Genomic DNA, 19,490 nt, shown 5'->3' with positions numbered 1-19,490 from the left:
GACGTTGTCGGACGCCGCCGCGTCCGTGTGCCAAATCGACCTGGTACGCCGCCGCACTGTATCCTCGTGCGAGGTGTCCCTTCCCCGCTGATTCAAATCGCGGCTCGCGTGGCGTACCGATCCGGCGGGGAACCAGGTACCTTTGACTTTGTGACCGGTCCCGCGATCCCCACCGAGGCGCCGGTCGCAGAAGTGACTGCTGTCATTGATCATGTGTCGAGACCCGGGGCCGAGAGCGCCCCGTCGTTGAGGGGGTCGAGCCAATGGGGCGCGGCCGGGCCAAGGCCAAGCAGACTAGGGTCGCCCGCCAGCTGAAGTACAGCGGCGGTGCGACGGATCTTGAGCGTCTGCGGTCTGAACTGGGCGTCGGGGATTCGCGAAGGAACGGCGCCGAGGACCACGACCTCGACGAGCGCTACGCGACCTGGACGGGACAGGACGACGAAGACGACGACGAGGAAGCAGAAGAGGACGAGGAGGACGAGAGTCCTTACCGGCCTCAGGGGAGCAACGGCAGCCGTCATCGCGCCGGTTAGTCGACCTTCAAGGCGCTCGACTCGAGTCGAGCGCCTGCTTTTTGCTCAGAACCCGCGCTTCTAGGCACCATTCCGGGTGCCGTCCTGCTGGACCGAGCTGGACCGATCCGCGTGCGTTAGATCGGTCACACACTAGATCGGTCACACTGGGGACCGATCTGAGGCGGGGTCAGCTCGCGTAGTCGCCGTTCAGGGCAGCGCTTCCCGGGGCTTCGACGCTACCGCCCCGCTCGATTACGCCGAGCAACCAAGCGTGCTGTTCCAGATCCCGTAGCGCTGCCAGCGTCGCCTCCGCCGTGTCTGCTGGCACGACTGCCACCATGCCGACGCCCATGTTCAAGGTGCGCTCCAGTTCCTCGCCGGCCATCTGCCCGACCGCGCCGACCAGCTCGAATACCGGGGCCGGGCGCCAGGTCGAGCGGTCGAGCCGGGCGTGCAGACCGGCCGGGATCACCCGGGCCAGGTTCGCGGCCAAGCCGCCGCCGGTGATGTGCGCGTAGGCGTGCACTTCGACCCGCCGGGCGAGTTCCAGGCAGGTCAGCGCATAGATCCTGGTCGGCTCCAGCAGTTCCTCGCCGAGGGCCCGGCCGAACTCGGGCACCTGGCGGTCCAGCGACCAGCCGGCCTGGTTCAGCAGCACGTGCCGGACCAGGGAGTACCCGTTCGAGTGCAGCCCCGAGGAGGCCAGCGCGATCACCGCGTCGCCCTCCCGGATGCGCTCCGGGCCGAGCAGCGCGTCCGCCTCGACGACGCCCGTGGCAGCGCCCGCGACGTCGTACTCATCGGGGTCGAGCAGACCGGGATGCTCGGCGGTCTCTCCGCCGACGAGTGCACAGCCCGCCTGCACACACGCCTCCGCGATACCGCGCACGATCGCCGCGATCCGCTCGGGCACGACCTTGCCGGTGGCCACGTAGTCGGTCATGAACAGCGGCTCGGCGCCGCACACCACCAGGTCGTCCACGACCATGCCGACCAGGTCGAAGCCGATGGTGTGGTGAACGTCCATCCGCTGCGCGATGGCCACCTTGGTGCCGACGCCGTCGGTGGAGGTGGCCAGCAGCGGCCGCCGGTAGGTCGTGAGCTTCGAGGCGTCGAACAGGCCGGCGAAGCCGCCGAGCCCGCCGAGCACCTCGGGCCGGGTGGCCTTGGCGACCCACTGCTTCATCAGCTCGACCGCGCGGTCGCCGGCCTCGATGTCGACGCCGGCCGCCGCGTAGGTGGCGCCGCCGGGACGGGGGTTGTCGGTCACGGTGGTTCCTTCGTCGGCCGCGAACGGCGCGGTCACGGTCAGGGGGCGGGCGGCGCGAGCCGCGGATGGGTGGGTCGGTGAGCGGTCGGTGAGCGTCGGGCGGGCCGAGGTCAGGGCCGGGCGAGGGCGGAGGCCGCCGCGGCGGGCACCTCGAGCAGGTGCTTGCCGAGCTGTTCCGGGTTGGGCAGCTCGACCGGGTAGACGCCGTCGAAGCAGGCGCGGCACAGGCGCTGCGTCGGGATCGTGGTCGCCTCGACCATGCCCTCGAGGGAGATGTAGCCGAGCGAGTCGGCGCCCAGGGACGCGGCGATCTCCTCGGTGCTCAGGCCGTTGGCGATCAGCTCGGCGCGGGTGGCGAAGTCGATGCCGTAGAAGCACGGCCACTTCACCGGCGGCGAGGAGATCCGGACGTGTACTTCCTTCGCGCCTGCCTCACGCAGCATCCGGACGAGCGCGCGCTGCGTGTTACCGCGCACGATCGAGTCGTCGACCACCACCAGGCGCTTGCCCTCGATGACCTCGCGCAGCGGGTTGAGCTTGAGGCGGATGCCCAGCTGACGGATCGTCTGGCTCGGCTGAATGAAGGTGCGTCCGACGTAGGCGTTCTTGACCAGGCCCTGGCCGTAGGGGATGCCGGACTGCTCGGCGTATCCGATCGCGGCGGGGGTGCCGGACTCGGGGGTCGGGATCACCAGGTCGGCCTCGACCGGGTGCTCGCGGGCCAGCCGGCGGCCCATCTCGACCCGCGAGGCGTTGACGGAGCGTCCGGCGATCGTGGTGTCGGGGCGGGCCAGGTAGACGTACTCGAAGACGCAGCCCTTGGGGTCCGGCACGGCGAAGCGCCGGCTGCGCAGGCCGTTCTCGTCCACGGCGATGAGCTCGCCGGGCTCGACCTCGCGCACGTAAGCGGCGCCGACGATGTCGAGCGCGGCGGTCTCGCTGGCCACGACGTAGCCGCGTTCCAGCCGGCCGAGCACCAGCGGCCGGATACCCTGCGGGTCCCGGGCCGCGTAGAGGGTGGTCTCGTCCATGAAGACGAGCGAGAAGGCGCCGCGCACCTGGGGCAGGATGTCGGCGGCAGCGTCCTCGATCGACCGGCCGGTCTGGCTGGCCAGCAGCTCGGTCATCAGGTCGCTGTCCGAGGTGGCGCCGCGGTCCTTGCCGATCAGCTCACCGTTGGCCCTGGCCTCGGAGACCAGGCGGGCCAGCTCGGCGGTGTTGGTGAGGTTGCCGTTGTGGCCGAGCGCGAGCGCGCCGTGGCCGGTGGCGCGGAAGGTCGGCTGGGCGTTCTCCCAGACCGAGGAGCCGGTGGTGGAGTAGCGGGTGTGGCCGATCGCCAGGTGGCCCTGCAGCGAGCCGAGCGTGGCTTCGTCGAAGACCTGGGAGACCAGGCCCATGTCCTTGTAGACCAGGATCTGGGTGCCGTTGGACACCGCGATGCCGGCTGATTCCTGGCCGCGGTGCTGCAGGGCGTAGAGGCCGAAGTAGCTGAGCTTGGCGACTTCCTCCCCCGGAGCCCACACCCCGAACACCCCGCAGGCGTCCTGCGGGCCTTTTTCGTGGGGGAAGGTTTCGTGAGAGAGACGTCCGTCAGGGCGAGTCACGCTTCCAGCTTACGTGATCGGCGGGCGCTTTCAGACCGTCGGTTGATACCGCTGGTAGACCGTCGGTTTATATCGCAACGTCAACCTCATGCGACCGGGCACCGGGGCGCGACCTGCTTTCATCCCATCGTGTCGGACAGTGCTCGATCGCTCACGGGAAAGGCAGGTAAGCGGACAGGTCGCTGCGCGGCCCGCTGGCGCTGATCCGACCGGTGGCGACGCCTTCCGCCCAGTCCAGGTCGCCGAGCGCCAGGTCGAGCCAGGTGGCGGCGTCGAGTTCGACGACGTTCGGGGGCGTGCCCCGGGTGTGCCGCGGCCCTTCGATGCACTGCACGGCGACGAACGGCGGCACCCGCAGCTCGACGGCGTGGCCGGGGCTGCGCTCGGCGAAGGCCCGCACGCTGGTCTTGACGAGTGCGCTGAGCGCCGCCCGGTCGCCGGGGACGAGCCCGGCGCGGGCGGCGCTCAGCTCCTGACGGTCCATCAGCTGATCGTGGCCTAGCCGAAGAGCGCCGGGAAGGTACCGGTGTGCGCGCGACGCAGTTCCTCAAGCGGGATGGAGAACTGGCCCTGCACCTCCACCGCGTCGCCGTCGACGACGCCGATCCGCGCGACCGGAAGCCCGCGGAACCGGCACATGTCGGTGAACCTCAACTCCTCGCTGCGCGGCACGGCGACGACGGCCCGGCCGGCGGACTCGGAGAAGAGGGCGACGAACGGGTCGAGCTCGTCGGGCAGCACGATCCGAGCGCCGTGGCCGCCCCGGAGCGCCGACTCGACGATCGCCTGGATCAGCCCGCCGTCGGACAGGTCGTGCGCGGCCGAGAGCATCCCGTCGCGGGAACCGGCGATCAGCACCTCGGCGAGCAGCCGCTCGCGCTCCAGGTCGACCGTGGGCGGCAGGCCGCCGAGGTGGCCGTGCACGACGTGCGCCCACTCCGAGCCGCCGAACTCGTCGCGGGTGTCGCCGAGCAGCAGCAGGATGTCGCCCTCGTCCTCGAAGGCGAGGCGGGTGCGCCGGGTGACGTCGTCGATCACGCCCAGGACTCCGACGATCGGGGTCGGGTGGATCGCCTGGGATACAGCCCCGCCGGCACTTGAGGCAGAACGCTGTGTCTGGTTATAGAAGGAGACATTGCCTCCGGTGACCGGCGTGCCGAGCACCTGGCAGGCGTCGGCCAGCCCGCGGGTCGCCTCGGCGAACTGCCACATGACCTCGGGGTCCTCCGGGGAGCCGAAGTTGAGGCAGTCGGTGACCGCGAGCGGCCTGGCGCCGGTGGCGGCCACGTTGCGGTACGCCTCGGCGAGCGCGAGCTGCGCGCCGGCGTACGGGTCGAGCTTGGTGTAGCGGCCGTTCCCGTCGGTGGCCAGCGCGATGCCGAGGTTCGATTCCTCGTCGAGGCGGAGCATCCCGGAGTCCTCGCCGTGCGCGAGGACCGTGTTGCCGCGCACCCGGTGGTCATACTGCTCGACCACCCAGCGCTTGTCCGCGAGGTTCGGGCTGGCCAGCAGCCGCAGCACGGTCTCGCGCAGCTCCTCGCCTGTCTTCGGGCGGCTGAGCGAGTCGGGCGCGGCGGCCTGGAGGCCGTCCTGCCAGTCCGGGCGGTGGTAGGGACGGTGGTAGACCGGGCCCTGGTGCGCGAGGGTGCGCGGATCGACGTCGACGATCGTCTCGCCGTGCCAGGTCATCCGCAGCCGGCCGGTGTCGGTGACCGTGCCGATGACGGTCGCGGTGACGTCCCACTTCTCGCAGAGCGCGAAGAAGCGCTCTACGTTGGCGGGGATGACCACCGCCATCATCCGCTCCTGCGACTCGCTCATCAGGATCTCTTCGGGCACCAGCGTGGCGTCCCGCAGCGGGGCGAGGTCGAGTTGGACGTCCATGCCGCCGACGCCCGCGCTCACCATCCCGGCGGCCGCGAGCTCGGTGGTCGCGCAGGACAGCCCGGCCGCGCCGAGGTCCTGGATGCCGACTACGAGATCCTCGGCGAAGATCTCCAGGCAGCACTCGATCAGGACCTTCTCCATGAAGGGGTCGCCGACCTGGACCGAGGGGCGCTTTGAAGGCCGGCCGTCGTCGAAGGTGGCCGAGGCCAGCACCGAGGCGCCGCCGATCCCGTCTCCGCCGGTGCGCGCGCCGAACAGCACCACCTTGTTGCCGGGTCCGTGCGCCTGGGCGAGCTTGATCTCGCTCTTCTTCATGACGCCGACCGCGAGCGCGTTCACCAGCGGGTTGCCCGCGTAGCAGGGGTCGAAGACGATCTCGCCGCCGATGTTGGGCAGGCCGAGCGAGTTGCCGTAGCCGCCGATGCCGCGCACCACGCCCGGAAGCACCCGGTGCGTGTCCGCGGCGTCGGCCGCGCCGAAACGCAGCGGGTCCATAACTGCGATCGGCCGGGCGCCCATGGTCAGGATGTCGCGGACGATGCCGCCGACGCCGGTGGCCGCACCCTGGTACGGCTCGACGTAGGAGGGGTGGTTGTGCGACTCGATCTTGAAGGTGACGGCCAAGTCGCCGCCGACGTCCACGACCCCGGCGTTCTCCCCCGGTCCGACCAGCAGGAAGTCGACCTCGGGGGCCTTCTCGCCGAACTGCTTGAGGTGCACCTTCGAGGACTTGTAGGAGCAGTGCTCGGACCACATGACCGAGTACATCGCCAGCTCGGAGGAGGTGGGCCGGCGGCCCAGGATCTCGCGGATGCGGTCGTATTCGTCGGGCTTTACGCCGAGCGCCTCGTAGGGCTGCTCGACCTCAGGCGTCACGGCGGCGTTCTCGACGGTATCGACCGTGTAGTGCTGCGGGGCGCTCTGCGCGGGCTGAGTAGTCATCAGGCGGCCACCAGCTGCTTGAGGATCGAGGTGAAGAAGGGCAGTCCGTCGGTCGCGGGGCCGGGGTAAGGCCCGGTCAGCTCTTCGACGGCGTGCTCCGGGTGCGGCATCAGGCCGACGACGTTGCCGGCGGCGTTGGCGATCCCGGCGATGTCGCGGGCCGAGCCGTTCGGGTTGTCGAGGTAGCGCGCGATGACCCGGCCCTCGGCTTCGAGCTCGTCGAGCGTGTGCTCGTCGGCGGTGAACCGGCCCTCGCCGTTTTTGATCGGGATCAGGATCTCCTGGCCGACGGAGTAGTCGGCGGTCCACGCGGTCGCCGTTGACTCGACGCGCAGCCGCTCGTCGCGGTTGATGAAGAGCATGCCGCCGTTGCGGATCAGCGCGCCGGGCAGCAGGTGCGATTCGCAGAGCACCTGGAAGCCGTTGCAGATGCCGAGCACGGGCAGACCTTCCCGTGCACCGGCGATGACCGCTTCCATCACCGGCGAGAAGCGCGCGATGGCTCCGGCACGCAGGTAGTCGCCGTAAGAGAAGCCGCCCGGCAGGATGACCGCGTCGACCTGACGCAGGTCGGCCTCGCGGTGCCAGAGCGCGACCGGCTCCGCGCCGACGAGGGCGACCGCCCGCAGCGCGTCCTGGTCGTCCTGACTGCCGGGGAAGGTGACCACACCGATGCGTGCGGACATCAGCCGGCCGTCCGCTCGGTCGAAGTTGCAGCCGCGGCCGAGTCCACTGCGCCGTCGAAGCGCACCTCGAATTGCTCGATCACCGTATTGGCGAGCAGCTTCTCAGCGATCTCGCGGGCCCGGGCCAGTGCGGCGTCGTCCGCCGGGCCGTCAAGTTCGATCTCGAAGCGCTTGCCCTGGCGCACGTCCACGATGCCGTCGAAGCCCAGTCGGGGCAGTGCCCGCTGCACGGCCTGTCCCTGGGGATCAAGAATTTCCGGCTTTAGCATGACATCGACCACGACACGTGCCATGTGCACTCCCACTGGTGTCTGCAACGGCTCTCGGCAGCCCACGGCCGCGGGCTGTCCTGCTGTTGGCGGTAAGACAAAGCCTACCTGGGCGCGGCCGATGGCCCTGCCGCACCGACTCCCGTCACCCAGGTGCGAATGCCCGACCGACCAGCCGGTTGGCCAGGCCGGAGCTCCACCGCGAGCCTGCGGATAGAGCCGGAGAGCTCGCGGGCGGACGGACCTGGCGGCTAGCCGGGCCGGATGGGCGGCTAACGGCGCCGCGAGCCGCGGACCACCCCAGCGCTGCCGGACCCGGGCACACGAGCTCGAGTCCGGCGGCGCTGGGCTCGCTACGGAGACCCGCGGCGCGCTGCTACTGGAAGCGGCGGCCGGTGAGGCGCTCGTAGGCCTCGACGTACCGGTCCCGGGTGCGCTCCACCACCTCGGGCGGCAGCGGGGGCGGGGGCTGGTCGGACTTCGGGTCCCAGCCGGACTCCGGGGAAGTCAGCCAGTCGCGCACGAACTGCTTGTCGAACGACGGCTGCGACCGCCCGGGCTGCCACTGGTCGATCGGCCAGAACCGGGATGAGTCCGGGGTCAGCACCTCGTCGGCGAGCACGATCGTGCCGTCGGCCCGCCTGCCGAACTCGAACTTCGTGTCCGCCAGGACGATCCCGCGGTCCAGCGCGATGTCCCGGGCGGCCGAATACACGGTCAGCGTGAGGCGGCGCAGTTCCTCGGCGATCGCGGCGCCCGTGCGCTCGACGACCTCGGCAAAGGAGATGTTCTCGTCGTGCTCGCCCAGATCCGCCTTTGCTGCAGGGGTGAACAGCGGCTCCTCCAGCCGTGAGCCGTCCACCAGCCCTTCGGGGAGCGGGAGTCCGCACACCGTGCCGGACACCCGGTACTCGGCGAGACCCGAGCCGGCCAGGTAACCGCGGGCGACACACTCGATCAGGAGCATGTCGAGCCGCTCGCAGAGCATCGACCGGCCGCGCAGCGCGTCCGCGGCGCCGGCCAGTTCGGCCGGGTACTGCTCGGGATCGGCCGAGATCACGTGGTTCGGGACCAGGTCCGCCAGACGCTCGAACCACCAGAGCGAAAGCTGGGTCAGGATTCGGCCCTTGTCCGGGATGGGCGTCTCCAGGACGTAGTCGAAGGCCGAGATCCGGTCGGAGGCGACCAGGAGCAGGTGATCGCCGACTGCGTAGAGTTCGCGGATCTTTCCGGAGCCGAGGTGCACTGCGCCGGGGATTGCGGCGCCGTCGGTTGCCGGCGTGGTGCTTGTCGCGGTAGTGGTCGGGGCCGCGGTGCTTGTTGCTGGAGTGCTTGTTGCTTGGGCGGTCGGGTCGGGAGCGGACTCGGACGCCGCGGAAGGAGGAGTCGTCGCCATGTCAGCTCAGCTCCGCCAGCCGGTCGAACATGCCGGACAGGTTCGCGACGAACCGCTCGGGGCGGCACACCTCGTCGAGCCGGGCCTCGTCGATCTTCAGGCCCGCCGTCGCCGCTTCCTCGCGCAGCGTCTCGCGGAACGGGCGCCCGGTCTCCCAGGTCTTCATGGCCGCGCGCTGGGTGAGCGGGTATGCCTCGGTGTCGCGGGCAAGACCCATCTCGACCAGTTCCAGCAGGACGGTGGAGGTGTAGATCAGCCCGCCGGTGGATTCCAGGTTCGCCTTCATCCGGTCGGCGTCCACCACCAGCCCGCTCATCAGGCGGATCGTCAGATTGAGCATGTAGTCGAGCCCGATGGAGGCGTCCGGCAGCGCCACGCGTTCGGTGGAGGAGTGCGAGATGTCCCGCTCGTGCCACAGCGGGATGCCCTCCATGACCGGCACGACCTGGGCGCGCACGATGCGCGCCAGGCCGGCCAGCCGCTCCGACATGATCGGGTTCTTCTTGTGCGGCATGGCGGAGGAGCCCTTCTGGCCCTTGCCGAAGGGTTCCCAGAGCTCCCGCACTTCGGTGCGCTGCCCGTGCCGCACTTCCAGGGCGATGGCCTCGAGCACGGTGGCCATGACCGCCAGCGCGCTGACCCACTCGGAGATCCCGTCCCGGATGACCACCTGGGTTGAGACCTCCGCCGCCTTCAGCCCGAGCTTGCCCGCGACGTACTGCTCCACGGCCGGATCGATGTTCGAGTACGTACCGACCGCTCCGGAGATCGCCATCACGCCCACTGCCGCGCGCGCGGTACGGATCCGGTCACGCGACCGCGCGACCGCGAAGGCGAAGTCCGCCACCCGGTGGCCCCAGACGTCCGGCTCGCCGTGGATGCCGTGCGTGCGCCCCACGCGCAGCGTGCCGCGATGCGCGAGCGCGTGGTCGCGGAGCACCGCCACCAGCCGGTCCGCCTTCTCCAGGAGCAGATCGCTCGCCTCCACCAGTTGGAGGGCGAGACCGGTGTCGAGCAGGTCGGAAGAGGTCATCCCGAAGTGCACGTAGGCGGCCGCCTCGCGCGGTTCGGTGTTGTCGGCCCAGGCGGAGAGGAACGCGATCACGTCGTGCTGGGTGACTGCCTCGATCTCGGCGACCGCCTCCGGCGTCGGGGCAGGTGCTTTGCGCACGGCTTCCAGCGCATCGGCCGGCACCGTTCCTGCGGCGGCGTGCGCTTCCATCACCAGGGTCTCGACCTGGCACCACAGCTCGTATTTGTGGGCCTCGCTCCACACGCGGCCCATTTCCGGGAGGGTGTACCGTCCGATCACGGCGGACTGCTCCTTATCAACGAGTTCAGCGGGACAGACCTGGCCCGCCGAAGTCCATTCTCCATGAGCGCAAGTGGCCGCGCGGATTTCGTCGTGAAGCTGTGGATAAGGGCTGTGGATAACTGATTCGCCCCACGGATGCGCAGGCGGCGGTGGAGAGGGCCGTGGCGCGCGAATCAGGCTCGGAGGCCGCCCGCGTGCGCGATCCAATCCCGCAGCGCGGCGAAATCGGCGTTGTCCAACAGGCCGTGGACGAGCTCGTCGACCGGCACGACGTGCCCGGCCCCATCGCGCAGGATCACACCGTCGAGCCAGTCGACGTCCCACTGCGCGAGATCGAGGTCGACCATTCCGCACTGCATCACGGCGCGCAGGCCGGCGGCGAGTTCGCCGAGGCCGTGCGGCCCGGCGTCGGCCTCAAGCAGCGCGCGGACCTTCGCTATCAACGGATGGTCCGGAGCGTCCGCCGCCTCCGCGCGCAGCGCCGGCTCGGCTACCTCGGCCACGTAACGCGACCACGGCAGCGGCTGGTCGATCCGCTTCCCTTCGTAGACAAGAGGCGCGAGCGCTGACACGGCACGGTCCACATCGCCCGGCTCGTCGAGCAGATCACAGGCCGGGCGTTCGGTGAGCCGGTCCGCGAGGCCGAGCCCGACCCGGTCGCGCTGGCCGAGTTCGGTAAGCGCGGCCACCAGCGCGGCGTTCAGCGTCTCTGGCGCTTGTCCGCGGCGCCAGGCCGGCATGGCGAGCCTCGTCAGCAGTCGGTCCCAGCCGACCGCGACCAGCCCGGCCTGCTCGTGGGCGTAGACGCGGCTCGCCGGTTCGACGATGCGCGCCCGCTCGGCCGCCGCCGCACCGATCGCGCGCTCCATGGCCTCAGCGCGGATCCGGCAGGCCTCGGCCACCGCGACGATCACGGAGCGCGGCCACGGCGGGCAGCCGTGGACCTCGGCGATGTCGAGTCTGCGGACGAGCCTGCGCGCTTTGCCGATGAGGGCGTCGTGGGCCGCGTCCATGCCGGCCAGCACTGGAGCGAGCAGCCCGCGCAGTTCGCTGACCCGCAGCCACCAAAGGAACGGCGCTCCGATGACCAGGACCGGGCCCTCGGGCCGTGGTTCGAGCCAGGCGTCGCAGTCCGGGGACAGCTCGAGGCCGGCCGGCTCGCTCACCCCGAGAGCGGCCGTGACCTGGCGTACCGCGAGCATCAGTTCGCCGTAACCGCCGTCCTCCGGAGCGACCGTGGGTGAAAGCGGCGGCACGATGCGATGGAAACGCAGCAGTGGCCACACGCAGAGCGCGGCTATCAGCGCTGTGGCGAGTAGGCCGATAAGGAGTGGCAGGACGGAAAGAGCAGCGGCCGATATGGCACCGGCGGCCGCGATCCAGCAACCCGCGGCCAGCCGGCAGATCCGCGTAATGGCGCGGGCCTGGCGGACGGCGCTGGTCGAGGCCGCGGTCAACCGTGCTCACCCCGAATCGTGAACGCGGGATCGCCGAGCCGCCGGCCGGGACACCGCGGGTCGGCCGATTGCGGCCCTGCCCACTCAAACACCCCGGTCGCGCCGCCGATCAGCCAGCGCGATCCTTGCGATGGCCGAGCGCGTGAAACGCTCCCTGCTTCGCAGCGTAGCGCCGGCCGAGAATTGTGGGCATGCGGGCCGTCGGCTTTTCCGCTCGTTCGGGTGAGGTTCTTGATCCGACTGAACCGCGTGGTCAGAAGCGTAACCGCAGAGCATCTACGGACGGTTGCGGATCTGTCACGGAACGCTGATCAGACCCGAGATCGCTTTGGCCGCGATGTCCGTTCGGTGGTGTCCACCGGACAGCTCGATCCGGCCGAGCGCGGCGTACGCCAGATCGCGAGCACTCGCGAGATCGGCCGCTCGGCCCGTCACGGCGAGCACGCGGCCACCGGATGCGACGAGCTCTCCCGCATCGTTCGTTGCCGTACCGGCGTGATACACGGTTACCGCACCGGTTGCCTCGGCTTCGTCGGTGCCCGTGATCCGATCACCGCCGCGAGGCGTGCCCGGGTAGCCGGCCGCGGCAAGCACGACGGTGACCGCAGCGCCGTCGTGCCACTGAAGCGGCTCGACCTCGCCCAGCGTTCCCGTCGCCGCATGGTGCAGCAGCTGCGCGAGCGGACTCTTGAGCAGCGGCAGAACCACTTGCGTCTCCGGGTCGCCGAAGCGCGCGTTGAACTCGATGACTCGCACGCCACGCTTCGTGAGAGCGAGCCCCGCGTAGAGAAGGCCGACGAACGGCGTGCCTTGGCGGCGCAGCTCATCGACAGTCGGTTGCAGCACGCGCTCCAGGACTTCGGCAACCAGGTTCTCCGGCGCCCAGGGCAGCGGCGAGTAGGCGCCCATGCCGCCGGTGTTCGGTCCCTCATCGTCGTCGCCCACTCGCTTGAAGTCCTGAGCGGGCTGCAGCGGCAAGACCGTGGTGCCGTCGGTCAGCGCGAACAGCGAGACCTCCGGCCCGTCGAGATACTCCTCGATCACGACGCGGACGCACGCGTTCGCGTGGGCGAGTGCGGCGTCCCGGTCTTCCGTCACCACGACGCCCTTACCCGCCGCGAGTGCATCGTCCTTGACGACGTACGGCGGACCGAAGGCGTCCAACGCACGCGCGGCTTCCTCAGGCGTCGAACACACGAAAGCTTCGGCGGTCGGTACGCCGGCCGCGGCCATCACGTCCTTTGAGAACGCTTTCGAGCCTTCAAGTTGCGCAGCCGCCTTTGACGGGCCGAAGACGGCGATGCCTGCCTCGCGTACGGCATCTGCGACACCTGCTACGAGCGGTGCCTCTGGGCCGACGACGACGAGGTCGGCGCCAAGCTCAACGGCAAGTTTCGCGACCGCGTCTGGATCGAGTGGATTCACCGGGTGCAACTCGGCGACCGCGGCGATTCCGGGGTTGCCAGGGGCGCAGTACAGCGCGGTCACGGACTCGTCGAGGCTTAGCGCGTGGCAGATGGCGTGCTCGCGTCCGCCGCCACCGATGACCAGGATCTTCACGCACCCACCCTATAAGCCACCGGGCTTGACGCAGGCCGTCCGGGCGCGCATAAGGTCAACGGCATGGAACTTCAGGACGCGATCCGCAAGCGCAGGATGGTCCGTACCTTCGACTCCAGCCGCCCGGTGCCTGAGGAAGCGTTGGAGCGGATCCTGCACAACGGAACGCGTGCACCCTCGGCGGGTTTTTCGCAGGGGCAGGCATGGCTCGTGCTGCGCGACGCGGACCTGGAGAAGTTCTGGCAGTTCGGCTCGGACGCGGTGTCCGACTCAGTGCGTACCGCGCCGCTGGTCATCATTCCGTTCTCTTGCAAGCGCGTATACCTTGACCGTTACGCACAGCCGGATAAGGGGTGGACGGACCGCGACGAGTCACGGTGGCCGGTTCCGTTCTGGCATATCGACACTGGAATGGCGGCAATGCTGCAACTGCTCACTGTGGTCGACGAAGGCCTGGGGGCGCTTTATTTCGGGATCGTGCCCGAGCAGGTACAACCGTTCAAGAACGCGTTCGGGGTACCGGACGACTACGAGCCGATCGGCGCCATCGCGATCGGTTACGACGCCGAGACCGAGAAGCGTGACCTGCGCGCCCGCCGCAGCCCGATCGAGAGCATGGTGCATTACGGGACGTGGTCGCGTTGAGCAGTGCGATGGCCAAGACGACGGCCCCCAAGTTCGCCTTCTTCGACCTCGACAACACCCTCGTGGACCAGAGCGGCGCACTGCGGGAATGGGCCGAGCACTTCGTCGCGGACCGCGGGCTGGACCCGGCCGCGGTGGACTTCCTCGCGGTGAAGAGCTCGATCGCGGCGACCTGGACCGAATACGCGGCCGACTTCAAGCGCCACTTCCAGCTGTCGGACAGCGTCGAGCAGCTGGTCCGGGACGTGACCGAGACGTATCCGCGTTACTTCGCACTGGATGATGCGGTAGCGGAGGGACTGCGGCTGCTACGGGCAGACGGTTGGCGGTTAGGCATCGTCACGAACGGTGCGACGACCATGCAGAGCGCGAAGATCGACCAGGTGGGGCTGCGCGACCTGGTCGACGGCGTGTTCATCTCCGAGGCGGAAGGCTCCCGCAAGCCGGAACGGCGGATCTTCGAGCAGGCGGCCGCCAAGCTGGGAGTGCAGCTGGGCCAGCGCAACGGCTGGATGGTCGGCGACACGCTGGACGCTGACGTGGCGGGCGGAGTGGGCGCCGGGCTGCGGACGGTTTGGCTGCAGGGCGACTATGCGCTGACCACGGCGGACCCCCAGCCGCACCACATCTGCTCCTCGATCGCCGACGCCCTCAAGCTGCTCGCCGACGCGTGACCGACCGGCCGGAATGATCCGGATCGCGGCTGCGATCCCGGGCCCGGTCGCAGTCGCAGTCGCGGTCGCGGTCGCGGTCGCGGTCGCGTCCATCACGATTGTCGGTGCGGGCGGCGAGACTTGTAGGCATGGCAACCTGGGAGCAGTTCGCGCAGGCGGAACCGGAGTTCGCGGAGGCCGTGTGGGCACGCTTCGCCGCGACGAAGCACCACGTCCTCGCCACGTTGCGCCAGGACGGATCGCCGCGCGTCAGCGGCACGGAAGTGAGCCTCGTCGGGCCGAACCTCACCATCGGCTCGATGCTCAACGCGATGAAGGCCCTCGATCTGCGCAGGGACGGCCGCTTCGCACTGCACGCCAACCCGGGCGACGGATCGATGGCCGGCGGCGACGCGAAGCTCGCGGGGACAGCCACCGAGATCACCGACCCACAGCTCAAGGGCGCCGCCCTCGACGGCATGGAAGGCGACCCGGGCCCGTTCCACCTCTTCCACCTCGACCTCACCCAGGTCGTACTCACCTCGCTGTCCCCGGCCAACGACTACCTGCGCATCCAGACCTGGCATCCCGGTGAGGCGATCCGGGAGGAGCGCCGCTGACCCGCAATCGCTTAGCAACGCGCAGAGGAGACCGGAGGAGCAATGTCGTACCCCACAGAGGCGCAGCGCGGCACTGCCCGATACCGCGCGGCCGCGGACGTCGAGCAGATCAACTTCAAGTCAGGCGCGTCGACGCGCTTCGTCGCGCCGGGTTCGGTCACCCATGGCCAGTTCGGCCTGTTCGAGTGGAACCTGTCAGAGAACGGCGGCGGGCCGGATCCGCACTTCCACAAGACCTTTTCCGAGTCCTTCTATGTGATGAGCGGAACGGTCGGCCTCTTCGACGGCGACCGGTGGGTCAGCGCGCGCCCCGGCGATTTCCTGTACGTCCCGCAGAACGGCGTCCACGCGTTCCGCAACGACGCGGACTCGCCGGCGTCGATGCTCATCCTCTTCGCCCCGGCCCCGCCGCGCGAAAAGTACTTCCGCGAACTGGCCGAGGTCGCCGAGTCCGGCCGCGCCCTTTCGTACGACGAGTGGACGGAGCTCTTCGCGAGGCACGACCAGTTCCGCGCCGAGTAAGCACATAGGCAGCGTGGGCAAGAGCGAGCCGGTCAAGGTCCGCCGCACAATCCCGTAACGAGACGCCGACCAGGCAGATCTCGCGGTAACCTCGGCATGAGCAGCGACGGGTCGAGGGGGCGAGTCGCACGGCCGTCGCCCTCTCGGACTTCGCGGCCGACAGAGCATCAGGGCCGGGCGATCGAACAGACGGGAACGGGATCCGCGATGAGCACACCTATGCCCCCAGGGGATCCCGGCGCAGGGCCAGGCTGGGGTCCGTCGTCCGGCTCCGGACCGTGGGACGCGCCCCCGCCAGGTTGGCAGAACACGAACTCCGGCTCCTACTCCTACCCGGGCGTACCTCAGGCCGGCGGTCCCGCGATGACGCTGGTGACCATCGGCGACATCGTGTGCACCCAGACGGAAGTGATCACGCCGAGCGGCCGCGCCCCCATCGGCCGGGTCACCTGGTCGTTCACCGACATGTCGCGCACCACCAAGTCGATCCCGACCTGGGCGATCGTGTGCACCGTGATCTTCTTTTTCTTCTGCCTGCTGGGCCTGCTCTTCCTCCTCGCGAAGGAGGAGCGCACCGAGGGCTTCGCGCAGGTCGTGGTCCAGGGGCCGGGCCTGCTGCATCAGGTGCAGCTGCCGGTCTCGTCGGTCGCGCAGCTCTACGACATCAACGCGCGCGTCGGTTACGCCCGCGGACTGTCCATTGCGGCTCAGTCAGCGGGCTGAGAAAGCGGGCTGGGCAAGCAGAAAGGCCAGGCGGTCCGATACCGGACTGACCTGGCCTGTCGTTTTGGAGCGGGTGACGGGAATCGAACCCGCGCTGTCAGCTTGGGAAGCTGATGTTCTACCATTGAACTACACCCGCAGGACCTGCCTGCTGTGGCCTGCCCTTGGGGGCGGGCCGAGGGCTAGGTTACCAGACGGCGACGCCGGGTGGCGTTGCATTGGCGGCCGCGGGGTGGCGCGGGACGCGGACTGGTTGGTCGGGCCGCGGGTGGCGCGATACGGTCGGTGGGTGTTGCTCTCAGACAAGGACCTGCGCTCGGAAATCGGGGCAGGACGGGTGCGGGTCGAGCCGTTCGACGACTCGATGGTGCAGCCGTCGTCCATCGACGTGCGGCTGGACCGGTTCTTCCGGGTGTTCGAGAACCACCGGTACCCGCACATCGACCCGGCGCAGGAGCAGCCGGATCTGACGCGGCTGGTCGAGCCCGAGGGGGACGAGCCGTTCATCCTGCACCCGGGGGAGTTCGTGCTGGGGTCGACCTATGAGGTCATCACCCTGCCGGACGACATCGCGTCGCGGCTGGAGGGCAAGTCGAGCTTGGGGCGACTGGGGCTGCTTACTCACTCCACGGCGGGGTTCATCGACCCGGGGTTCTCCGGGCATGTGACGCTGGAGCTGTCGAACGTCGCCACGCTGCCGATCAAGCTGTGGCCGGGGATGAAGATCGGGCAGCTGTGCATGTTCCGGCTGTCCTCTCCTGCCGAGCATCCGTATGGGTCGGCGGTATACGGATCGCGGTACCAGGGGCAGCGGGGGCCGACGCCGTCGCGGTCGTACTTGAACTTTCATCGCACGAAGGTCTCGTGAGGCGCTGAAGATCGAGAAGTGAAGCGGGGGGTGGGGCAGCCATGCGTTGGCCTATGGGCGCCGAGGACCCGGACGCGGTGACGGTGTACGCACCGCGGCTTGCGGACCCGGACAAGGTGTTGGCGGCAGTCAGTGCGTTCGGAACTGGCGATACGTTCTGCGCGATGGTGCCTGAGGACAGCGCCGGCGCCGAGGAGTTCGGGGCGGGAGCGCCGGGCTACAGCGCGACGATTTCGGACACGGTGGCCACGTTCGTCCTGGAAGTGACGCAGGACCCGCTGTTCGGGGAGCTGCCCGCGGCGTTGTCCGATTCCGGCTGGGACGCCTCGCTGCTGACGAGCTATCAGATCTCGGTCGCGTCGCTGGGTCCCGGCTCGGACCGGCTGCGTTATCGGCTGGCCAAGACGCTGGTGGAGGTGACCGGCGGCGTGTTGGTCGGGGCAGACGGCGCTCGGATCGGCGTGGAGTCCCTGGCGGACGCGACGTGGGGCTCGCTCTGGTAGCGCAACGGTTGAGCCGATACGGGTGATTTATCGGCCTGCGCTCCGCGTTCCCACACGTCGCGCTGCGACAGTGAGGCCATGGAGCGTTGGAGCCTGAGCCTGTCCCGGGTCACCGGGCCGCTGCACGCGCGCACGGTTCCGGGTCTGCGGCGGCCCGAGGAGCGGCCGGCCGATCCGGAGCGACTGCTGAGCGGCAATCCCGTGCTGCTGCTGGCCGGGCCACGCACCGCCGCGTCGATCGAGGCGCTGGTACGCACGTGGAATCCGACACCGACGCGCGATGAGCACGACGTGCTGCATGTCGCGGACGGGGTGCGCTGGCACGGGCCGTTCCGTCTGGATCCGACGCTGGCCGCGCAGGCGGAACTGCCTGGCGGTTGGTCGACCGGTTACGTGGCCGAGGCTCCCAGGCGCCGGGTGCGTATCCCGGACGGCCGCAACGCGGAGGCGCTGCGCAGGCGCTACCCGCGCGACATCCCGACCGGACCGGAGGCACTGGCGTGGTCTCTGGTGACTGGGCTGGCCCGGCTGCTCGGCGGCGCGGCGCGTCTGCCCGGCTGCCCGCCTTACGTCGCGGAGCCACATGAGACCGTGTACTGCGTATACGGGCACGAAGCGCTGCCTTGGCAAGTGCTGCGGTCGGTACTCGGTCTGGCGATCCCGGACCTGGGACGAAACGGCGCCCTCGCGGCTAACGATTACTCCCTTGACCGGCCCGGCGCCCTGGAGATTCGCGTCCAGCCGTTCGGTGCCGACGAGTTCCTCCCATACGCACTGCGCTCGCGTGCGGACGACGGTTGGCCGCACACGGTGTACCGCTTCAGCTGCGTGAAGCAGGCGACGGCGGTCGAGACGGCCTCACTCATCGAGCGAGTGCGTAACGCAGCGGTGCTGCTGGCTGAGGTGATCGGCGGCGTGTTGCTAGATGAGGATGGGTTTCCGGTCGGCGCGTGAGTAGCGAGTGCGTGAGCGGCGAATGCGTGAGTAGTGACCACGTGAGCGGTGACCGCGTCAGTTAACGCGGGACCTGCACGATGCACACGGCCGGGACGCCGCACGTCAGTGATCCGGCGACCATGCCGGTGACCAGCGAACTGGAGTCCTTCACCGTGACGTTCGCCGGCCAGGCCGACACATCAACGGGTCCAGTCAGATTGCTGATTGCGACGTTCGCCTCATCGAGTCGCAGTGCGTTACCCACACGTATGTTGACGCGCGTGTCAGGAGGCGTGCTCAGCATGACGTTCGCCGTGCAGAGCGAGTCGGGGCAACGCACGGAAACGAACAGCGTCCCTGCGATCACACTCACCGCGCGCTGCGGACTGTCGAAGATGGTCGACCGGTCGGTCTCGTCCAGAGCCACCTCGCGCTGCGTGCTCGGCGAGCCTGTCACGGCCACCGATCCGTCTCCGTCAACGACGACATCGACCTCGTATATGTGCTGATAGATCGCGTTAGATCGGGTGGTGTGCGTAACCCGATGCAGCCCGACGTCCGCGACGTACCCGAGTGCGGCCAGGACCGCGAGCGTCAGGACAATGATGAACAGGGCACGGAAGAGGGCTGCGAACCACAGCCGCACGCGGCCACGCTCGGTGGCCGCTTCCGGCGCCGCGGACTCGGGCGCTCGCGACTCGACCGACATGACCGGACCTCCACACACGGGAACTCACAAGGCAACTGCGGAGCCTAGCGAATCTGACGCCGTGTGACAGCGGGACCGTGATGGAAGCTCCGTCAGTTAGGCGACTGAGATGCCCGTGTGCGGGTCCTGGATTACGCGGAGGAGGACCCTGACGACGCGCCGACCGAAGCGAGGGTGTCGGCTTCGTGCGCATCCGGCTGCTTGACCGAGCGCAGCAGCAGTTGGGAGACGTCGACCACTTCCATCGACTCCGGCACCTCCCCGGACTGCTTGCGCGCGGTGATCGAGTCACCGAGCATCACCAGGCAGTACGGGCAGGCCGTGGAGATGACGTCCGGGTTGGTGGACAGCGCCTCGTCCACCCGCTCGGTGTTGATGCGCTTGCCGATCCGCTCCTCCATCCACAT

21 protein-coding genes and 1 tRNA gene are annotated in these 19,490 nt (G+C 69.3%); 9 read left to right on the top strand and 13 right to left on the bottom strand.

The features are described from left to right. Positions 1 to 263: 263 nt before the first annotated feature. Positions 264 to 536 carry a DUF3073 domain-containing protein gene (locus VFB40_RS06900; RefSeq protein ID WP_324848459.1) on the top strand — a complete coding sequence of 91 codons (273 nt, stop codon included), beginning with the start codon at positions 264 to 266 and terminating at the stop codon, positions 534 to 536. A gap of 169 nt (positions 537 to 705) precedes the next feature. Here VFB40_RS06900 and purM read toward each other — a convergent pair whose 3' ends face one another. The 10 genes from purM to purD all read right to left on the bottom strand — a co-directional run bounded on the left by purM (position 706) and on the right by purD (position 12,904). Next, entirely contained in the window at positions 706 to 1,788 is a 1,083-nt protein-coding gene (gene purM, locus VFB40_RS06895) for a phosphoribosylformylglycinamidine cyclo-ligase (protein ID WP_324848458.1), read from the bottom strand. A gap of 110 nt (positions 1,789 to 1,898) precedes the next feature. Continuing rightward, positions 1,899 to 3,392 (bottom strand): amidophosphoribosyltransferase, encoded by a 1,494-nt coding sequence (gene purF / locus VFB40_RS06890; RefSeq protein WP_324848457.1) that lies wholly within the window; start codon positions 3,390 to 3,392, stop codon positions 1,899 to 1,901. 151 nt (positions 3,393 to 3,543) lie between these two features. Next, positions 3,544 to 3,876, bottom strand: a complete 333-nt coding sequence (locus tag VFB40_RS06885; RefSeq protein ID WP_324848456.1) for a sterol carrier family protein — start codon at positions 3,874 to 3,876, stop codon at positions 3,544 to 3,546. Between the two features lie 14 nt (positions 3,877 to 3,890). Next, positions 3,891 to 6,221: a phosphoribosylformylglycinamidine synthase subunit PurL gene (gene purL / locus VFB40_RS06880; RefSeq protein ID WP_324848455.1), complete on the bottom strand. Its 2,331-nt coding sequence runs from the start codon at positions 6,219 to 6,221 to the stop codon at positions 3,891 to 3,893. Next, entirely contained in the window at positions 6,221 to 6,907 is a 687-nt protein-coding gene (purQ, locus tag VFB40_RS06875; protein ID WP_324848454.1) for a phosphoribosylformylglycinamidine synthase subunit PurQ, read from the bottom strand. Before purQ ends, purL begins: the two co-directional genes overlap by 1 nt. Continuing rightward, positions 6,907 to 7,200: a phosphoribosylformylglycinamidine synthase subunit PurS gene (gene purS, locus VFB40_RS06870; RefSeq protein WP_324848453.1), complete on the bottom strand. Its 294-nt coding sequence runs from the start codon at positions 7,198 to 7,200 to the stop codon at positions 6,907 to 6,909. Before purS ends, purQ begins: the two co-directional genes overlap by 1 nt. 352 nt (positions 7,201 to 7,552) lie before the next feature. After that, positions 7,553 to 8,572: a phosphoribosylaminoimidazolesuccinocarboxamide synthase gene (locus VFB40_RS06865; protein ID WP_324848452.1), complete on the bottom strand. Its 1,020-nt coding sequence runs from the start codon at positions 8,570 to 8,572 to the stop codon at positions 7,553 to 7,555. 1 nt (position 8,573) lies between these two features. Beyond that, positions 8,574 to 9,884 carry an adenylosuccinate lyase gene (gene purB / locus VFB40_RS06860; RefSeq protein ID WP_324848451.1) on the bottom strand — a complete coding sequence of 437 codons (1,311 nt, stop codon included), beginning with the start codon at positions 9,882 to 9,884 and terminating at the stop codon, positions 8,574 to 8,576. 176 nt (positions 9,885 to 10,060) lie between these two features. After that, positions 10,061 to 11,143: a hypothetical protein gene (locus VFB40_RS06855; RefSeq protein ID WP_324848450.1), complete on the bottom strand. Its 1,083-nt coding sequence runs from the start codon at positions 11,141 to 11,143 to the stop codon at positions 10,061 to 10,063. Between the two features lie 498 nt (positions 11,144 to 11,641). Beyond that, entirely contained in the window at positions 11,642 to 12,904 is a 1,263-nt protein-coding gene (gene purD / locus VFB40_RS06850) for a phosphoribosylamine--glycine ligase (RefSeq protein WP_324848449.1), read from the bottom strand. A gap of 63 nt (positions 12,905 to 12,967) precedes the next feature. Between purD and VFB40_RS06845 the strand changes: the two genes are divergently transcribed. The 5 genes from VFB40_RS06845 (at position 12,968) to VFB40_RS06825 (ending at position 16,067) form a co-directional block, all read left to right on the top strand. Then, positions 12,968 to 13,549 (top strand): nitroreductase family protein, encoded by a 582-nt coding sequence (locus VFB40_RS06845; protein ID WP_324848448.1) that lies wholly within the window; start codon positions 12,968 to 12,970, stop codon positions 13,547 to 13,549. A gap of 8 nt (positions 13,550 to 13,557) precedes the next feature. After that, positions 13,558 to 14,223, top strand: coding sequence for an HAD family hydrolase (locus VFB40_RS06840; RefSeq protein ID WP_324848447.1), 666 nt, complete (start codon positions 13,558 to 13,560; stop codon positions 14,221 to 14,223). A 128-nt stretch (positions 14,224 to 14,351) separates the two neighbouring features. Next, positions 14,352 to 14,822, top strand: a complete 471-nt coding sequence (locus VFB40_RS06835) for a pyridoxamine 5'-phosphate oxidase family protein (RefSeq protein WP_324848446.1) — start codon at positions 14,352 to 14,354, stop codon at positions 14,820 to 14,822. A 42-nt stretch (positions 14,823 to 14,864) separates the two neighbouring features. Then, positions 14,865 to 15,344, top strand: a complete 480-nt coding sequence (locus VFB40_RS06830) for a cupin domain-containing protein (protein WP_324848445.1) — start codon at positions 14,865 to 14,867, stop codon at positions 15,342 to 15,344. A gap of 207 nt (positions 15,345 to 15,551) precedes the next feature. Beyond that, entirely contained in the window at positions 15,552 to 16,067 is a 516-nt protein-coding gene (locus tag VFB40_RS06825; RefSeq protein ID WP_324848444.1) for a hypothetical protein, read from the top strand. Between the two features lie 65 nt (positions 16,068 to 16,132). Here the strand turns inward: VFB40_RS06825 and VFB40_RS06820 are convergent. Beyond that, positions 16,133 to 16,206: transfer RNA gene (locus VFB40_RS06820), tRNA-Gly, on the bottom strand. Between the two features lie 150 nt (positions 16,207 to 16,356). Here VFB40_RS06820 and dcd point away from each other — a divergent pair. The 3 genes from dcd to VFB40_RS06805 all read left to right on the top strand — a co-directional run bounded on the left by dcd (position 16,357) and on the right by VFB40_RS06805 (position 18,392). Then, positions 16,357 to 16,935, top strand: coding sequence for a dCTP deaminase (gene dcd, locus VFB40_RS06815; RefSeq protein WP_324839053.1), 579 nt, complete (start codon positions 16,357 to 16,359; stop codon positions 16,933 to 16,935). 41 nt (positions 16,936 to 16,976) lie between these two features. Beyond that, the gene (locus tag VFB40_RS06810) at positions 16,977 to 17,438 is read left to right on the top strand and encodes a hypothetical protein (protein WP_324848443.1); all 462 of its coding nucleotides are present in this window, start codon (positions 16,977 to 16,979) and stop codon (positions 17,436 to 17,438) included. Positions 17,439 to 17,516: 78 nt separating this feature from the next. Then, positions 17,517 to 18,392 (top strand): hypothetical protein, encoded by an 876-nt coding sequence (locus tag VFB40_RS06805; RefSeq protein ID WP_324848442.1) that lies wholly within the window; start codon positions 17,517 to 17,519, stop codon positions 18,390 to 18,392. Between the two features lie 61 nt (positions 18,393 to 18,453). Here VFB40_RS06805 and VFB40_RS06800 read toward each other — a convergent pair whose 3' ends face one another. Together VFB40_RS06800 and VFB40_RS06795 are read right to left on the bottom strand one after the other, a co-directional pair. Beyond that, the gene (locus tag VFB40_RS06800; protein WP_324848441.1) at positions 18,454 to 19,083 is read right to left on the bottom strand and encodes a hypothetical protein; all 630 of its coding nucleotides are present in this window, start codon (positions 19,081 to 19,083) and stop codon (positions 18,454 to 18,456) included. 131 nt (positions 19,084 to 19,214) lie between these two features. Continuing rightward, positions 19,215 to 19,490: heterodisulfide reductase-related iron-sulfur binding cluster (locus tag VFB40_RS06795; protein ID WP_324848440.1), on the bottom strand; the 276-nt coding region annotated here is incomplete at its 5' end.

The organism is Actinocrinis sp., assembly GCF_035650855.1.
In the GTDB taxonomy this organism is placed as follows: domain Bacteria; phylum Actinomycetota; class Actinomycetes; order Streptomycetales; family Catenulisporaceae; genus Actinocrinis.
Note: the sequence above shows the minus strand (reverse complement) of the source record. Positions and strands in the feature narration are given on the sequence as shown.

Excerpts from the sequence above, each read along its gene's own strand:
- VFB40_RS06900 (WP_324848459.1), top strand. The coding sequence starts at position 264 with ATGGGGCGCGGCCGGGCCAAGGCCAAGCAGACTAGGGTCGCCCGCCAG.
- VFB40_RS06885 (WP_324848456.1), bottom strand. The coding sequence starts at position 3,876 with ATGGACCGTCAGGAGCTGAGCGCCGCCCGCGCCGGGCTCGTCCCCGGC.
- purL (WP_324848455.1), bottom strand. The coding sequence starts at position 6,221 with ATGACTACTCAGCCCGCGCAGAGCGCCCCGCAGCACTACACGGTCGAT.
- purQ (WP_324848454.1), bottom strand. The coding sequence starts at position 6,907 with ATGTCCGCACGCATCGGTGTGGTCACCTTCCCCGGCAGTCAGGACGAC.
- purS (WP_324848453.1), bottom strand. The coding sequence starts at position 7,200 with ATGGCACGTGTCGTGGTCGATGTCATGCTAAAGCCGGAAATTCTTGAT.
- VFB40_RS06865 (WP_324848452.1), bottom strand. The coding sequence starts at position 8,572 with ATGGCGACGACTCCTCCTTCCGCGGCGTCCGAGTCCGCTCCCGACCCG.
- VFB40_RS06845 (WP_324848448.1), top strand. The coding sequence starts at position 12,968 with ATGGAACTTCAGGACGCGATCCGCAAGCGCAGGATGGTCCGTACCTTC.
- VFB40_RS06840 (WP_324848447.1), top strand. The coding sequence starts at position 13,558 with ATGGCCAAGACGACGGCCCCCAAGTTCGCCTTCTTCGACCTCGACAAC.
- VFB40_RS06835 (WP_324848446.1), top strand. The coding sequence starts at position 14,352 with ATGGCAACCTGGGAGCAGTTCGCGCAGGCGGAACCGGAGTTCGCGGAG.
- VFB40_RS06830 (WP_324848445.1), top strand. The coding sequence starts at position 14,865 with ATGTCGTACCCCACAGAGGCGCAGCGCGGCACTGCCCGATACCGCGCG.
- VFB40_RS06825 (WP_324848444.1), top strand. The coding sequence starts at position 15,552 with ATGAGCACACCTATGCCCCCAGGGGATCCCGGCGCAGGGCCAGGCTGG.
- VFB40_RS06810 (WP_324848443.1), top strand. The coding sequence starts at position 16,977 with ATGCGTTGGCCTATGGGCGCCGAGGACCCGGACGCGGTGACGGTGTAC.
- VFB40_RS06805 (WP_324848442.1), top strand. The coding sequence starts at position 17,517 with ATGGAGCGTTGGAGCCTGAGCCTGTCCCGGGTCACCGGGCCGCTGCAC.
- VFB40_RS06800 (WP_324848441.1), bottom strand. The coding sequence starts at position 19,083 with ATGTCGGTCGAGTCGCGAGCGCCCGAGTCCGCGGCGCCGGAAGCGGCC.